This is a genomic window from Gluconobacter frateurii (assembly GCF_002723955.1).
Classification (GTDB): domain Bacteria; phylum Pseudomonadota; class Alphaproteobacteria; order Acetobacterales; family Acetobacteraceae; genus Gluconobacter; species Gluconobacter frateurii.
In genome coordinates, this window is the sequence record NZ_BEWN01000001.1 from 1097082 (window position 1) to 1111820 (window position 14739).

At 55.5% G+C, this 14739-nt stretch carries 23 protein-coding genes; 2 read left to right on the forward strand and 21 right to left on the reverse strand.

What is annotated here, in order from left to right:
- Positions 1–41 precede the first annotated feature (41 nt).
- The 19 genes from GFR01_RS05180 to GFR01_RS05275 all read right to left on the reverse strand — a co-directional run bounded on the left by GFR01_RS05180 (position 42) and on the right by GFR01_RS05275 (position 10490).
- Positions 42–419 (reverse strand): hypothetical protein, encoded by a 378-nt coding sequence (locus GFR01_RS05180; RefSeq protein WP_099181523.1) that lies wholly within the window; start codon positions 417–419, stop codon positions 42–44.
- 110 nt (positions 420–529) lie between these two features.
- The gene (locus tag GFR01_RS05185) at positions 530–1009 is read right to left on the reverse strand and encodes a hypothetical protein (RefSeq protein WP_145994556.1); all 480 of its coding nucleotides are present in this window, start codon (positions 1007–1009) and stop codon (positions 530–532) included.
- Positions 1010–1313: 304 nt separating this feature from the next.
- Complete coding sequence (locus tag GFR01_RS05195) at positions 1314–1580, reverse strand: hypothetical protein (RefSeq protein ID WP_099181526.1); 267 nt, start codon at positions 1578–1580, stop codon at positions 1314–1316.
- Positions 1577–1993, reverse strand: a complete 417-nt coding sequence (locus GFR01_RS05200) for a gp16 family protein (RefSeq protein WP_099181527.1) — start codon at positions 1991–1993, stop codon at positions 1577–1579. The genes GFR01_RS05195 and GFR01_RS05200 overlap by 4 nt, the downstream gene beginning before the upstream one ends.
- Complete coding sequence (locus tag GFR01_RS05205; protein WP_099181528.1) at positions 1986–2216, reverse strand: hypothetical protein; 231 nt, start codon at positions 2214–2216, stop codon at positions 1986–1988. The genes GFR01_RS05200 and GFR01_RS05205 overlap by 8 nt, the downstream gene beginning before the upstream one ends.
- A gap of 8 nt (positions 2217–2224) precedes the next feature.
- The gene (locus GFR01_RS05210) at positions 2225–2512 is read right to left on the reverse strand and encodes a hypothetical protein (protein WP_099181529.1); all 288 of its coding nucleotides are present in this window, start codon (positions 2510–2512) and stop codon (positions 2225–2227) included.
- Between the two features lie 119 nt (positions 2513–2631).
- Positions 2632–2898 (reverse strand): hypothetical protein, encoded by a 267-nt coding sequence (locus GFR01_RS05215; protein ID WP_099181530.1) that lies wholly within the window; start codon positions 2896–2898, stop codon positions 2632–2634.
- Positions 2899–2909: 11 nt separating this feature from the next.
- Complete coding sequence (locus GFR01_RS05220) at positions 2910–3539, reverse strand: DUF3164 family protein (RefSeq protein WP_099181531.1); 630 nt, start codon at positions 3537–3539, stop codon at positions 2910–2912.
- Between the two features lie 8 nt (positions 3540–3547).
- Positions 3548–3829 carry a hypothetical protein gene (locus GFR01_RS05225; protein ID WP_099181532.1) on the reverse strand — a complete coding sequence of 94 codons (282 nt, stop codon included), beginning with the start codon at positions 3827–3829 and terminating at the stop codon, positions 3548–3550.
- A complete protein-coding gene (locus GFR01_RS05230) occupies positions 3826–4407 on the reverse strand; it encodes a hypothetical protein (RefSeq protein WP_099181533.1) in 582 nt (193 codons plus the stop codon). The genes GFR01_RS05225 and GFR01_RS05230 overlap by 4 nt, the downstream gene beginning before the upstream one ends.
- Entirely contained in the window at positions 4404–4667 is a 264-nt protein-coding gene (locus tag GFR01_RS05235; protein ID WP_099181534.1) for a hypothetical protein, read from the reverse strand. The genes GFR01_RS05230 and GFR01_RS05235 overlap by 4 nt, the downstream gene beginning before the upstream one ends.
- Positions 4655–5341 (reverse strand): transposase, encoded by a 687-nt coding sequence (locus GFR01_RS16220; RefSeq protein WP_099181535.1) that lies wholly within the window; start codon positions 5339–5341, stop codon positions 4655–4657. The genes GFR01_RS05235 and GFR01_RS16220 overlap by 13 nt, the downstream gene beginning before the upstream one ends.
- Positions 5338–5556, reverse strand: coding sequence for a hypothetical protein (locus GFR01_RS05245; RefSeq protein WP_099181536.1), 219 nt, complete (start codon positions 5554–5556; stop codon positions 5338–5340). Before GFR01_RS05245 ends, GFR01_RS16220 begins: the two co-directional genes overlap by 4 nt.
- Before the next feature lie 5 nt (positions 5557–5561).
- Entirely contained in the window at positions 5562–6560 is a 999-nt protein-coding gene (locus GFR01_RS05250) for an AAA family ATPase (protein WP_099181537.1), read from the reverse strand.
- Positions 6561–6621: 61 nt separating this feature from the next.
- Positions 6622–8565, reverse strand: a complete 1944-nt coding sequence (locus tag GFR01_RS05255; RefSeq protein WP_099181538.1) for a transposase domain-containing protein — start codon at positions 8563–8565, stop codon at positions 6622–6624.
- A complete protein-coding gene (locus GFR01_RS05260) occupies positions 8565–9017 on the reverse strand; it encodes a phage regulatory CII family protein (protein WP_099181539.1) in 453 nt (150 codons plus the stop codon). The genes GFR01_RS05255 and GFR01_RS05260 overlap by 1 nt, the downstream gene beginning before the upstream one ends.
- Entirely contained in the window at positions 9014–9301 is a 288-nt protein-coding gene (locus GFR01_RS05265) for a helix-turn-helix domain-containing protein (protein ID WP_145994557.1), read from the reverse strand. Before GFR01_RS05265 ends, GFR01_RS05260 begins: the two co-directional genes overlap by 4 nt.
- Positions 9298–10188, reverse strand: coding sequence for a ParB/RepB/Spo0J family partition protein (locus tag GFR01_RS05270; RefSeq protein ID WP_099181541.1), 891 nt, complete (start codon positions 10186–10188; stop codon positions 9298–9300). Before GFR01_RS05270 ends, GFR01_RS05265 begins: the two co-directional genes overlap by 4 nt.
- Positions 10185–10490 carry a helix-turn-helix domain-containing protein gene (locus tag GFR01_RS05275; protein WP_244902164.1) on the reverse strand — a complete coding sequence of 102 codons (306 nt, stop codon included), beginning with the start codon at positions 10488–10490 and terminating at the stop codon, positions 10185–10187. The genes GFR01_RS05270 and GFR01_RS05275 overlap by 4 nt, the downstream gene beginning before the upstream one ends.
- Before the next feature lie 199 nt (positions 10491–10689).
- On the opposite strand from GFR01_RS05275, the gene GFR01_RS05280 reads away from it, so the two are divergent.
- Together GFR01_RS05280 and GFR01_RS05285 are read left to right on the forward strand one after the other, a co-directional pair.
- Positions 10690–11454, forward strand: coding sequence for a LexA family transcriptional regulator (locus GFR01_RS05280; RefSeq protein WP_099181542.1), 765 nt, complete (start codon positions 10690–10692; stop codon positions 11452–11454).
- A complete protein-coding gene (locus GFR01_RS05285; RefSeq protein ID WP_099181543.1) occupies positions 11451–12053 on the forward strand; it encodes a hypothetical protein in 603 nt (200 codons plus the stop codon). Before GFR01_RS05280 ends, GFR01_RS05285 begins: the two co-directional genes overlap by 4 nt.
- 779 nt (positions 12054–12832) lie before the next feature.
- Here the strand turns inward: GFR01_RS05285 and GFR01_RS05290 are convergent.
- Positions 12833–13189: a DUF3325 family protein gene (locus tag GFR01_RS05290; protein WP_099181544.1), complete on the reverse strand. Its 357-nt coding sequence runs from the start codon at positions 13187–13189 to the stop codon at positions 12833–12835.
- Positions 13189–14739, reverse strand: a complete 1551-nt coding sequence (locus GFR01_RS05295; protein WP_099181545.1) for a PepSY-associated TM helix domain-containing protein — start codon at positions 14737–14739, stop codon at positions 13189–13191. Before GFR01_RS05295 ends, GFR01_RS05290 begins: the two co-directional genes overlap by 1 nt.

Here is a 14739-nt window from a genome sequence, read left to right on the forward strand (position 1 = left end):
GCTTTATCTATTCAGGGTCCGAGAGCTTACCCCCAGACCTGTCAGAACAAGGAAATCTGGCGATCATCCTGCCACGAACGGCGGTTCTGGCAAAGCTGCGTCCCGGATCTGTTTAACAGATCGTAAGTGCCGCCTCGCGTCAGACCAAGGCGGGCGGCAATATCAGAAACCGGCAGTCCCCGGTCAGCGTATTTCCGAGCCCGCCACGCCCGACAACTTGGGACAACGTATTTATCGCCGCCCCAGGCACGACACAATGCCCGCGCAATACCCTCACCATAAACGGCAGCAAGCCGCGATCCTTCGGATTTCTTAGGCACAGAAATACGCTGTCCCTGCGTTCCTTCAATGAACGCAAGCACCACGTCTTCATCCACCTCGTCGAGCAGACAAGCCAAACTTTCCGGCACCGGGACCATAACCAATATTTCTCTGTTTTCTGCGCTTTCCGTAAAGAACTGTACCACGTCAAAAATAATCGTGCAGACAAAAAAAGAGCCCCGGTGAAGGGGCTCTCCTTTTAATAAATTTATCGCTTTTCTCGCTTAAAAAGTCTTTCAAAGACGAGGTCTTTCACTTCTTGATCCGTCATATCTTTCGGCACGAATAACGTCTCTCCGAACAGGACCAGATCAGTGCGCCGATAAACTTCCCGAGGATAATAGGGTTCATCGTTGGTTTCAGGGCAGATCGCGCTATTCGCATTAAGGAGCGCCGTCACCATACCATGGCGTGCACCGCCGAAAAAGCGAGCGTTAGTCATACTCATGTTGAAGGTTTTCCCTTTAAGCTCAGAACTTTTAGCGTCGAGCGGTACCATAGTTCCTCTGTAAAAGTTCTTCCTCGATCCTGCGGGATCAGAAATATCCTCTAAAATTCGCGGATCTAGTTTTGGAGTCAGTCGATCTGGATATAGTTCCAGAGAAAGTTTCTCCCGCAAAATGCACTGTGCTCGCAAGAATTGTTCGAGCGCCTCGAAGCGTGTCTGTTCATCAGCCAAAATCATCATGCCTCCAATAATGCAGACAAAAAAGAGCCCCGGTGAAGGGGCTCTTTCTGATCATCATTCCAGGTCGTTCATTATGCCAAGTATTCCTCGGGCGTGCCGCCTGCATTCGGTTGCAGAGATATCCTCTGCATCCGCCAAAGCACACAGCCGCACCTGAAGATATCCAATCTCCAAATGTAGCTGTTCGCGGTTTTTCTCTATCCCGCCATTCAATGCCCCAGAGACCTTCTGACGAAGACTGATCAGGCTCCTTTCCAGATTTATCAGTCTGGCACGCTGTTCGGACGATAAATCTGGCATTCCCTTATTCTTTTCCAATTTTTCTGACGTGCGTGATCTGAAGGATTTCCGGAGCCGTGATTTTGGAAATTTTCTTTTTCTGGACATCTGCAATCTCCATACGCGAAGCGAACGGTTCCTCTCCGGGATTTTCTTCAATGTAATACGGGCCGCGAAAATCTTTTTGCTCAACCCTTACTGCTTTTTGCGCGATCGAAATTAGCTTCATCGCATCAGTCATGGACATGGCGTAGTTGCGATAACCTATTTCAATAATAGCCATCTTAGTCATGACTTTTGCCCTTCCACTCTCTCTCCCCACGCCTTCAGCGCCTCAATCACAACACCAGCCTGCGCGCCTGACAGGAAATTCGGATCGTCCACACCAACCATCCGCTTCACAAAAGCCCGAAGGCTCTCCCGAGATCCGCCCGATCGCAGGCAAGGAGCCAGCTCCTTCCACAATGCAAACACCTTCCGAACCTCCGGCCGGGACGACGTAGGCTTGCCTTTGGGAGGCGAGGGCCGAAATCCGTCCCGCTTGAACCCCGCAAGAACCTTGTCCATCTCCGCGATGGTCATGTCCTTCGCAGACCGCTTTCCTGTCTCGCGTTCCAGCCGATCCCGATAGGCATCCTCATCCAGGCACAACTGCTTCCGGGCAATGGATAACCGGGCATAACGCCCCTTGCGATTATCAGCCATCGACCTTTCCCTCGCGTGTGAGGGCAGCGATCAACACAGCACGAACGCTTTCAAGTCGCTCGGTAGTCGTCAGACTGTCTTTGCGAGAGGCATATTCAGCTTTGTTGAGCGCCGCTCGAAGAGTGTGATTCTCTTCCCGAAGCTGCGCCTCCACAGTCTTTTGGCTCCGCAGATACGCTTGCGCTTCAGTCTTTCCGATTTTCACGGTGATCTTTTTCAGCACGCGTCCTCTCACGACATCACCTCATCAACCGTCGTCTCAGTAATCGTCGCCTCGGAAACGAACGGCCCGATCGGGCCATATCCTTCAATGAACTGATCGGCTCCATAGTGACGCGTGACCTCGTCCATCACGCCGCGTGCAACCATCTGTCCGATATGCTCGGCATGTTCCCGCATCTCGAAAAACGGAAAAAAACCGGCCCGATACTCTTCCATGAACTGCTCGGTAAACGCGTCTTTCTTGAGCGTCACGGAAACCGTCTGCACAACCTCAATCTGAAATTTATGGTCAGACATGATCGGCCTCCGCGCCACCAAGGGCAGCAGCGCACATGCGCCCCCAGATCAAAGCCACAACCGGACTGACAACCAGCCAGCCGATCCCGACAAGAGTGAGAATATTCATCGCTTCCCCCTCACGGCGTGCCGTCAGGCTGGCACAAAAGCTGCACGCCACCTGACGACTTGAGTTCGTTTTGAGCGAATGCCGTGCACGCCTGCTGGCTCTCAAACGACAGCCGGCCACCCGACAAAAGAACCTGCGTCACAGGCCGGAATTGAGGGTGAAGCGCCACAAGGCTCTGTCCGGCGGGCGCGGGCAAGAACGTGCTTCCCTGGACCAGGCGAGGAAATGGAAGCATCTGCGGGCCAGCAAGAACAGCAATAAGGAAATAATGGAGCATGGTCGGCTCTTTCAGAGAGAAGAGAAATTGAGATCGACGTTTTTCCAGCCTTCTTTGCTGGTTTCACGCATGTAAAACCGCAGGTAAGTCCGGCTCCCGATCACTTCCACAGCGTCAGAGAGGGCTTTGCGGGCGTCCGGCCACAACGGGTGATCAAAGTCCTGCCGCTTCAGAGCCAGAATGCGTTCGGTCGAGATCCGGCCGCTGGTCGGATGCCGGGAAAAGGCACTGTTCACCACCTTCCGCAGGTCCGCTGATACGGTCCCCATCATGTCGTCCAGGATCTGGTTCAGAAGCGCCTGGGCAGCCACAATTGCCTGATTGACCGACTTCTGATCAGCAACCGTGATCGTCACCTTCCGCGTGTGGTCATGGTTCTCAAACGTGTTGCCCCCACGCGAACCACCGAGCCGCAGCCCGTAGTCCTGAAGGATCAGATCCAGCAGCGCATCAATGTCGGCATAACGCTGTTCTTTCCACGCCCGGATGCGCTCCTGTTCGGCAACCGCAAGCGCAATCATTTCCTCTGCGAGATCACTGGCCAGTAGCTCCCGAGGCTTCAAACGGTCTGCACGGCGCTCAACCCCGCACCAAGAACGAAGAATACGGCCCTCAGCAAGGGACTTTTCTTTGTTGATCATGACAGCCCTCAATTCACATCTGATTCTGGAATGCCGATCCCGTGCACGGCTTGCCCGATCATCACGGCAACAACCGCAGAGAGGGCCACGCCCCACATCCGGGTTTCGTTCTCAGGAGACAGCACACCATCACCCTGATGGGAGACCCGCTTCAGCATCTCCCGACAAAGCTGAACCTCCCCGGAGATCGAAACGGGACCAGCTTTCGCCAGGTGAGTTTCCAGATCCGCCCTGAAAGCACGCACAGTGCTGTCAATCAGCAGAGGCGTCAGCATCACCGTCGCTCTCATGCTCTGGCTCCACGCATGGAACGAACAGTATCGACCGTGAAATCCGCGCCCTGAGCGAAATCAATGCCGATAATGCTGGGCGAATATTGCGCGCCCACCATCATCCGGATCTGCGCTTCCAGCGCTGCACATCGCTGTTCCAGGCGAAGCGCCTGGAGAGCGCTTTCCTCCAGATCACGGGCAAATTCCTCACCCTGCGTCCGGGTGATCGCAACAAAGCCCAAGCCCCGCATGGCTTCGGCTTCGCGCCGCAGTTTTGTCGAAAGAGGGTCGTAAATCCGTGCAGCTTCCGTGACAGCTGCACCGTCCAGATCCTGTGCAAGCTCGTCGTAAACCTCACGAACCAGCCGATCATGCGGCATGCGCGCCAGAAACCGCAGCGCAATGCGGCACATCACCGCATCCATAACCGCGTCCGGTCCCACTCGGCTCATGCCGTCCAGGCACTGCTCAACCGTCAGGCCATCCGCACAACGGGTGAAAAGATTGACCAAGGCAGACTGAACCAGCGGCAGCCGGTTCATATCGAAATTCATCGTCTGGGAAGCCGCTTCCCGAAGCATGACAACAGCGTTCATGACACGTCCTTCAGGGCAAGCACGTCGCCCACAGTCAGATTTTCAGGGTAGTAGGCGACAGCATCCACAATGATGCTTTGCCCCTTCGAAGGTTTTGGGATCGGGTTCAGAGCGCGAACCTGCTTGCACCAGCCTACTGTCCGCAGCTCACTCAAGCCTCGGAAATAGGCCGTCATAGCCCGCTGCGCGTAGTCCGCAGTCGTGCCATGCTTCTCTGCCAGTTCCACACCAAGCTGCCGGATGGACTTTACGCCGCACATGGCATGTCCTCCTCAACCGGAGCCATGATCGGAAACAGCCCACGCGATGCCAGAAGCGCGCCTGTCGGGTGAGACAGGATCTGCCGTTCACTCAGAACCAGCCGCAGGATGCCGTCGCGGCGTTCCATCAGCTGCGCCAGAACCTGATCCATCACCCCGCGGTGTGCCCAATGGATCAATCGGCTCCGCAGGCGGCGGTACTGAACGCCATACTCTGCCGGAACATCGCTCCAGCGAAGCCCATGACGCAGAACATGCACGATCGCACTCAGAACGACCCGATCATCCAGACGCGGCTTGCCGTGCGAGAGAGGGAAGCACGGTGCAACGCGCTCCATCTGTTCCTCCGTCAGCCACGTCACCTGGTCCGGCATGCGCCCCGCCGCAACAATCCCCGGCTCGACACGATAACCGGCACAGATCGCGCGCCCCGCTGCCGTCAGTGTCGCGAACCCGTCAGCACCTACGACAGTCGCCCCACAAGCAGCCAGAAATGCCCACGGTCCCGGTTCAGCCAGAACCGTCACCACACCGTCCACCAGGCGCCACCGAAATTCCCGTGACCCACGCTCATGCCTCACGCGCCCATGTTCCCGCAGGAGCCAGAGGATCGCCTTCTGGCTCGGCGTTTTACCCGCGCGCTCCAGGCGCGGGGCTGCTGTCACCACATTCACGAGAACGCCTCCTCAAGAGCGGACAGCACTTCAAACACGCGCTTGTCCCCATCCACCGAGAGCAGGAAATCGCGGATGACGATGCGGGATTCCGGCGCGATGCTGGCCGTCACGGTCCGCTGGTCCGTGATCTGAAGAAACGCCTCGTGAATATCCTCGTCCGACTTCGCCTTGACGGTCTCGTCCTGCGACGCCTTGTTCGGTTTGCGTGCCATGGCGCTCACTCCCTCCCTGCGTAGGAGGGGAGTTCACCGTTCGTCAGCTGTTTCCATGCGGCCTGCACATCCTGCTCGCCAATCTGGGTCCGTTCGTCAGAAGCCGCCAACATCCAGGCATAGCGAAGTGTCTTGTTCATTGAACGAAGACCACCCGGCTGCCCCGCAATCCACCTGCACAGGTCGAACAGCTTGGAATCCGCAATGTTCCAGGCATCGAAAATAGCTCGCGTGTCCTTCACCTGCGGCTGCTTGCGGTTTTTGCGCATGCCAATGCGGGAGAAGATCTGTGCGTGAGACGTGTCGCGGCTCATGCCTTCAATGCGACCCTTCAGAGGCTCGTTCCCCATGAACACCAGACCGATCCGGGCGCGGTCATTAATCGTCCGCAGAAGATCAATGGCTTCCGTCTGAAGGTGCTGCGCTTCATCCACGATAATCAGCCCATGCGTCCCCTGAACCCTCCGGATCAGGGCTGCCATCATGCGCGGCCCACGCTTCTCCGCCGCGTCCACAATCTCCGTCAGTTCCCGCAGAACTGCGGTCGGTGAGCGCATGGAACTGTCTGCCGTCATCAGCCAGACGTTCGGCGTTTCTTTCCGGTATGCCTCGGCAGACATCGTCTTACCGACACCAGCGTTTCCGGTGATCAGGCCAATGTCTGGCCCGCTCTGTGCGTACTCGAACACCATGCGAAACGTCAGAGCACTTGGCGTCTCAATAAAGGCCGGATCGCGTGGCATGAGATTGCGAACCTGTGTCCGCGTCCGCAGGCTCTCCAGATACTTCTCTGCCTTTTCATCCTGGAGATCATTGCGGCCCGGATACTTGCCGTGCAGCCAGAGCCCCAGCGTGCCCTTCGGAATACCACTGACCTGCGCCGCCTGGTTCAGTGTCAGCCCTTCTGCATCCATATGCGCCTTGAAGCGGACAGCCGCCTCCGAAGGGATAAAGCTCTCCTGTTCGCCGCCCACAGGGGCGTCGTTAATAACCGTCTCACTCATGATTTATTGACCTCTAAGTCGTGTTTTACTTGCTCAACCGGATCGCAACTTCCGGTCCGATCTATCCCCGAATAAAGCTCAGGATCTTTGCAGCCTCGATCGCGTCCTGATCTTCGTCTTCGTCTTCAAATCGCATCGGCTCCGGTGCCAGTGCGGCGTTCCCATGAAAGCGTGTGGCGGGCTGGAAGGGCGTGACGATCTTCGCGTCTAGCGGCTCTGGATCATCCTCCAGCATTGGTGCGGAAAGGGCAGCCAGCTCCTTGAGAGACAGCGTCTTCGTTGCCTCCAGCTGCTCCTTCGCCGCCTTGACGAACTTGCGCCGTGCACGGCCATGCTCTTGCGCCGCCATCTTGTCCGAGAAGCCCACCGCCGCGATGCATGGCGCGGAAACAACGAAAGTCCCGTCCGCCCGATACACATGCAGCGGTTCCTGCAACGCCTGCGGATCAAACCGCACCACACAGGGCTGCCCACGCAACGCCATCAGTTCCTCCGCCCAGAAGCGGTTTCCTTCCAGCGTGATTTCACCCGAGATGCGGTTAGGCTTGATTGCCTCCGCCGCCATCAGCCACAGACGGCGCTGCTCCGCTGTCGCCTTAACGATCGGGCTGGCCTCATAAGACGCCTTGAACGCCTCCATGAAAGACAGCTTCCCGCCACACACCGCAGACCGACGGCCCGTGCGGGCATTATGCTCCCGGATTTCCGCCGCAATGGTCTCCACAAACACCTCAATCGGCACGGCCTTGGACGCATAGTTCTCAGGCTTGGCCATCGGGTTGTTACCCGTCCAGGCACCAGCAAACTTCGGATGCTTGGCCGCACCCTGCGCCAGATCGCGCCAGGCGCGTTCGATCGGCTTGGACTGGCCGGAATAGGGCGTGGTCCAATGCACCTCGACGCCTAGCTGCGTCATGATACCCACCGGTTCGTCTTCCTTCACCTTGAAGCGGAACCGGTTCGGGATACCGCCCGTCATCCATTTTGAGGCAAAGTTTCGGCCGTTATCGAGGTAACACATCTTCGGAATGCCATAGGTCTCGACCATGTCGCCAAATGCCAGACGCACCGTCTCCGCATTTTCGGACTTGTCGATCCGCCAGGACAAAATCATGCCCGAAAACAGATCTTGAAAACCAACCATGACCGGACGTCCGATCGTGCCGTCTTCCCACTTCACGAATACGTCCCAACGATGACCGTCCGCATTCACCGCCTGGAGGGCATGGAACACATCGCGGCGACGCTGCTGCGCCGGATAAAGCCGCTTCAGCGCGTCCACGCCTTCGCGGGCCAGCACCACCAGTTCGGGCGGGAAAGCCTGCAACCGACGCAGCAGCGTCTTGGCAGACGGCACCTTCCAGCCATGCTCCACCGCAGCGGCCTTCACGCGACGATAACAGTCCGTGAAATTTGGCTGTTCCACCCGAAGCCAGTCAGATTTCAGCATCTCCCAGGCTTCCGGCGTGCATTCCGCCGCATTGCCACCACCACCCCAGTGCGGAGCCAGCGCAGGTAGCCAGTCACACCGGTTGAGACCCCGCAGGTCGCGATACCAGTTGTTGATCGTGGTTTTCCCGACGCCCGTTTCATGCGCCACCATCATCACGGCATGGGTCTTGCGCGTGCCACTGGCCACCAGCGTCTCAACAGCGTTGATCACTTCAAGCGCCTTCTGTGCCTTGCGCCGCAACGCTTCCGGCATGCCCTCATACCGCCGCCACAGATCCTCCCGCTCGCGTTTCTCAACGAACGTCTCAGCCTGTGCTGGCGCGTTTGCCACGGCGAGTTTAACGCGTGCGGATAGCGGCAAGGCATACGGCGTAAACTCAAACCCGCCGCCACGCCCCTGACGTCTCCGCCACGTCTGTCCTTCAAGCTCAGGCGCAAGCCAGTTCTCGCTCTCCGCCCGGATCTGCACGCCACGTGCCGTTCCAGGCATCCCCGGCAAAGCCATCGCTGCAAGCTGGGAAGCGGAATACCAGATGTGAGACGTGCCACTCATCACCAGCGTCCTCCCCGGACTGCACCACGGATTTCCCTTTCTTTCCGGGCCAGATCGCGCCTATGTTCCTGAACCGCCGCAAGTTCGATCATCGGTAGGTAACGGCGGTCGATGACACTCCACCCGTGATCGGCCGCCACAAACTCCACCAGCCTCCGATCCCCCGTCGCCGTCACCAGCGCGTCAAACCGCGACACCGAAATCTCGTGCGTATCCCGTGCAACGGACGCATAAGCGTTCAGAATATTGAGGCTGATCTTCCGCCCCATATGCTGGCTCATGCGCTCGGCAATCTCCGCCCGAGAATACCCGCAGCTATCCAAAGACACCGAAATCGCCCGAGACAACCGGCTGGAATAAGAGTTTCCCCGGATCATCTGCGGATCGAAAGACAACACCGTTTCAGGTGGTGCCCAGGCCAGCAGATCAAGCTGTTCGCCACTCCTGATCATGCCGCAGCCCTCCGCAGCTCGGCATCAGCCTGGAACAGCTCCAGACAGGCGGACTGGGGCGCATCAATTTCCCACAGCAGATCCATCACCAGAACAATGTTCGGGGTCATGGTTCCGTCCTCGATCCGGCACAGGCTCGTTTCTGCCAGCCCGACACGCTCGCACAATACCCGGCGGGACAGCCTTGCGTTCGTCCGTTCACGCCGGATGATAGCGCCCAACTTGAAGCGGAAAGCCTGATTCCGGTTCTCGGTCGCCGGATCTTTCAAACGATGGTTCATCACGCGGCCTCCTTCTCAGAAAACCCCGGAAGACGAGGCGCAAAGTCTTCCACAATCGTGCGCTTCTCAAACTCGGAAGCCTTCAGCCACGCCGCATTGCACGCCACAGACGGCATCTGCGAAGACGCATATTCAACGATCTGCTGCTGCTCTTCCGGATCGCACTTGCGCCAGAAGGACAGGAACTTTTCCAGCTTCTCCGGTGCAGGTGGCTTCGGACGGTTCTCAATCTGCCGAACAATCTCGCCCACATTGCGAACGTCAGGATGCTGAACCGTAAAGAACGCAACCTTGCGCTGCTGATCAGGCGTCAGCTTGCCCAGAGCCATCAGCTGCGCACCAGACGCCGCCAGCCATGTCCCGGAGATCGTTTTGCGCACATCATCGACAATCAGACCATGCAACTGCACGGCTGTTTCAATGGTTCGGCGGGACAAACCCAGCTTCTCGGCAGTCGCTTCCGAGAACGCAGGGATCAAACCGCAAAGCTCTGCGTTTTGATCGGACTTGCGGTCGCCGCCCTGTTTCGTCTCTGGATGTAGCTCTTCATAAACGGCCTTACGCCGTGCAAGAAAGGTTGCGCGATCCAGTGGCGTCAGCTCACGGCGGATCAGGTTTTCGTCGATTTCAAGAAGCTGTGCTTCTGTCTCCGTCGCCTTAACGACAGATGCAATCGCAACCTCTTTCCCGGCTTTCTCCAGCGCCGCGTAGCGATGACCACCAGCAATCAGCGCATACTTCTCACTGCGCCCGATCTTGCGAACCCAGACCGGTGTGTCCTGTCCACGTTCCGCAATGGAAGCGGCCAGAAACTCAACCCATGACGGGTCTACCGTCCGCAGACGATTACCAACCTCGATCTGGTTTAGCGGGATCTCAATGACGTTCATGCCGCCACTCCGTTTCTACGAAGATCAGCCACAGAATCCTCGATAGAAATTCGAGTGGCACGAACGGAGACGGGCGTGCCGTCATACAGAAACCACTCAGGCCAGACATCATGCGGCAACATGTTCAGATCTTTCGCAACTTCCCGCTGGATCGGCAGGGAATAGCCCTGCTGGCGGATTGCGTTCGAAACGGCATGAACAGTCTTCCCGATTTTCTTTGCGTAGGCACTGAGGCTGCCGTACTTCATACGGAAATGCGCCACGATCTCCTCGGGGTGCATTCCTTTTGGCTTTCGTGCCATGATAACTCTCCTCGACCGGGGCGGTGCCAGCCGCCCCTTTTCTTGACCCCCATCCACGGGAACTTTCGCGGTCCCGTTTGCTCGATAGGATTGACGGTGAGAATAGTCTTTTTCGGATTTGCAGCAACCGGAAAAAACGATTTCGCAGATCATAAAATCGTCTTTTCTGTTGATAAGTCGAATTTCAATAGGCTTTTCAATGACTTCAACTAATCAAAAAATCGGAAAAGAAGATTTCGCAGATAGCGAAAACAACTCCGAAGAGGTTTTTCGCTATCGACGTTTGAAAAGCTGTGTTGAAGCCGCTGGTGGCAACGCTCACGTGGCAGCCTTATCCGGTATCGCGGCATCTACTCTCAGCGCATACATGAATGGGGGAGAGTGGAAGGTTGGCGTCGCTCGCAAAATCGCGGATGCGTGCGGTACCTCTCTTCAATGGCTATTATTTGGAGACGAAGGCAAGCAAGGCACTTCCTCCGATAGAACGCCCCCAGTGCTTTCAGAGAAAACAAACGATAAAACGAAAATAATATCTGGATATGACGTTGAGTTATCTGCGGGCTTCGGATTTACGCCAAATACAAATATCGAAGTAGTTTCATTTTCAATAAGCGCGGATATCCTCCCAGACGAGCTTCTACAACCATACAGAAAGCTAATTGCCGTTCGGGCAAGGGGCGACAGTATGGAGCCTTATATATGTTCGGGGGATATTATCGTTCTAGACCTTAATGATAGGTCTATATTTACTGGCGGTGTTTACGGCTTACGCGTGGGGGATCAGCTCCTGGTCAAACGGCTTTCCGTCCGCGCGAACGGTAATCTGATCGTAGCCAGCGACAATGCCCGCTACCCGACGGACGAAATTAGCGCCACCGAAATTCGCCAAATGACAGAAGACGGCGGCTCTCCAATGGCAATCATTGGCAGAGTTGTCTGGAGAATGGGAATGGGACTGTCGTGATAAAGAGAATTTTTATTGCAATCACAGTTCCTTTATTCCTCGTTCTAGGTTTGCTCACGATATTCGGTAGCAATACACCCACTGATGCAAAAAGTAGTCCCGTACCAGAGGTAGAAGAAAACAAATTTCACCTGCCCGATACGACACAAATTTTGCCTAAAAACCTTTCAGGTGAGGCAGTTGAATACCTGTCTCCATGCCTCAATACGGGAGATTACTCCGTTAAAGACTGTATGGATTTTCAGGATCAGTTCGTCAGAGAATATATCAACGCGCATTCCGGAGACTATTTGGCAATCTCGAATGTCTCGACCATGTTTTCTGAACCGTTGGCGGGCGCTGTACGCGTCAACAACATTCAGAGCTGCGCCTGGAGGCTTGTTCTGATGCGCTTGGGATCTCCTTATCTCAGTGATCTGGACAAAGACATCACTAAGAACAGGTGCGAAGCTGTAGGCGGGGTAAGGGACCAGACTGCGGTCGCCCGAGCAAATGAGATCCTAAAGATCGTTCGATCCCATCGCATTCACCCAATAGCCGTTCCGCAGGTGCAATACGACCCGAAGCGAGATCGGGACGAACAGACGGCTGACGAGTAAGTGGGTTTTAAGATTGTCTAAAACACTTCTTAAAACGAGGCTAAATCTGGAAGCCTAAATTTCACAGCAGGTTCCAAATTGATTGTCTCTTCCGCCCGAAAGGCAGTCGTGGAGGCAAGCCCGCCTCACAGGGCGGCGAAAGGGACGAACGGCACATCACACCAAGAAACCCGCCGTTTTATATCCCGTGAGATCCCGCAACGTCCCGGTACATCCCACTTCCTAGTTCTCCCATACTGTCTGTCCCCCTTCAGTCGCAACCGCATCGAGATCATGTTCGGAAGGCTCAAGCACTAGCAGCGGGTCGCCACCCGCACGACAGATGCCCGGCTGTCTTCTTCTCGGCCATCTGCCTCGCTGCAACCGTTTGGTCTGACTATGACTCCTGAGGCTAATCTCTGGCGGCCATCAAAGGCGATAAGATCAACATCAGTGATTCAGGCACTATACAGTCTGCTTCTTCCTTCTTGATATAGAGGAGGTCTGACCTAATGTAGGTGAGATATATTTTTCGTTATCATCGTACTGAAAATAAATATATTTAATTATATGACATAGAAAGTATATCACAATAATACCAAGTAATAACTTTAATATACAATAATCGATACTTCTTAAATATTATAGTTGATGTTTAGGTTGTTTCTATATTAACGCATCGAAAATATATATACAAGATACTGGTTTCAAAACCGAAAAAACCCATCTTAATTTATTCTATAGAAACCAAGAATTAAATACCCAAGAGGTTTGAGTATATTGTATCAGTCCGACTGACCTCATCCCTTTACGTCTAGGCGAACAGTGGTATGGCGAGAGTTCAGGGAGAGCATCAGTCTCGCCAATAGTGCCAGCAGGTGGGGCCACCACCCTAAAATCAGCGACACAGCACAGGCAGAAAGCGATAGCAGACTGCCCCAAAGCAGAAATCCGAAGCCGCCTCCTTCGCGCCAGATAGCCATGATCAGAACACCGACCAGCAGCAGTCCTGCCAGCAGGCGAGCCTTAAGCGCCGCACCCGGCAATAACTGCGGCGTCTTTGTAGCTCGGCGGTGCGGAAATTGCGTTAACGCCAACAGTGCAAAAGCGACAAATAATATTAGTCCAAAAGCCGTGTAGATCATGACAGTTACCATTACAGGCGTTCTCCAAACGGGACGTTCAGGGGAGTGGGTACCCGTGTCCTACGAGACAGGCGTATCGTCGTCAGTAACGCCAGCGCAGCCCCGACTAGCAGCACGACATCCATTCCTGCTACCGGCCAGAGATAGCGATGGAAGAGCGTTCGCAGTGGATGGTCCCCCGTTGTGATCCAGTTCAGCAAGGCGGCGAGGGCCGCCAGAACCCCGATTGTGGCGCTTTGTTCGATCCACATTCGGTGAGGCCGGATCCAGCCATGCAGGAATGTTGCCAGCCAAGCAAAATAGAACGCCCCAATTTCAAGAGTGGCACGGTCTTGCCCAAATAAATTCGCATTCGGAAACAGCAGGCGATTGGCGACGAAGAAGACCAGTGTCGCAATGATGATCCCCGTCACTGATCCTGAAGCCAGCCCTTCGACTACCCGGAAGCCGAAAGTGCTTTCCTGTGTCTTTCGACGTGTTTCAAGCCAGAACAGAAATCCTGTTCCAATCAGAACACAACTGCCCAGCCCCAGAATGAAATAGAGCCAGCGCAAGGCCCAATGATGAAACTGAATGAGATGCACACCACTTAGAAAGCGTTCAGCGCGAATGATCGGATGCGGCGCTGGAGATCGAGAGAAATTTTTCCCTGTCGGACCTTCGAACGAGATGACATCCCTGTCAACGATGACCTGTCTGTCGCTTTCGCGGAAAAACGCCATCCGGCTTGTTGTCGTGCCGGGATTAATCACGAGTATCGTATGAGGTTCCGCTCCGCCCCATACATTCCGAACGTAAGAGGCGGCCTTATCCAGCGAAGCAACGGAGGCACCAGCCTTGCCGGGCTTTACCGGGAGGAATGTCAGGCCGTTGACCTCGAAGAAGTAACCACGCGGGTTCGGATAAACAGCTTTCACGCTTCCGGGGAAATAGGTCGTGCTCAGAATGACGAGCCCGGAAAATGTGAGGATGATATGAAAGGGCAGGCCAAGCACACCAGCCATGTTGTGCAAGTCCAATAACATTCGGCGTGGCTTTTTGGTGGGCCTGAAGGTGAAAAACTCCGCAAACAGTTTGCGGTGGATGATAACGCCCGTGACACACAGGGCCAGCATGGCCATGGACGCTAATCCGACTAGCCATTCCCCAAGATTCATTAACCCGATTTCAAGTGTATAATGAAACGGGAAAATAAAACCTGTCGCTCCAAGCGTCCCGCTATTCGGCAGTTCTTTGCCTGTTACCGGATCGAACTCACGCGTGATGAATTTCTGGCGCGTTCGGTAATGGACATGAACGACGGCCTGACGGTCATCGGGCATGATCACGTTCCAGAAGGCGGCTTTCGCAGCGATCGCGTCGTTCAGTGAGGGTCTGAACGTTTCAAGTGGTAAAGGGCTAGTCGCGGCAGGAAGGCGCGTGGCCGGCTCCATCCAGGAATCGATCTCGCTATCGAACACGGAAAGCGTGCCCATCCAGAAGACCGCAAACAGAATGCTTCCCAGTACGACCCCCGCCCAGGTGTGCAGCCAGCCCATGGAACGTCTGAAATCCTGCTCCAT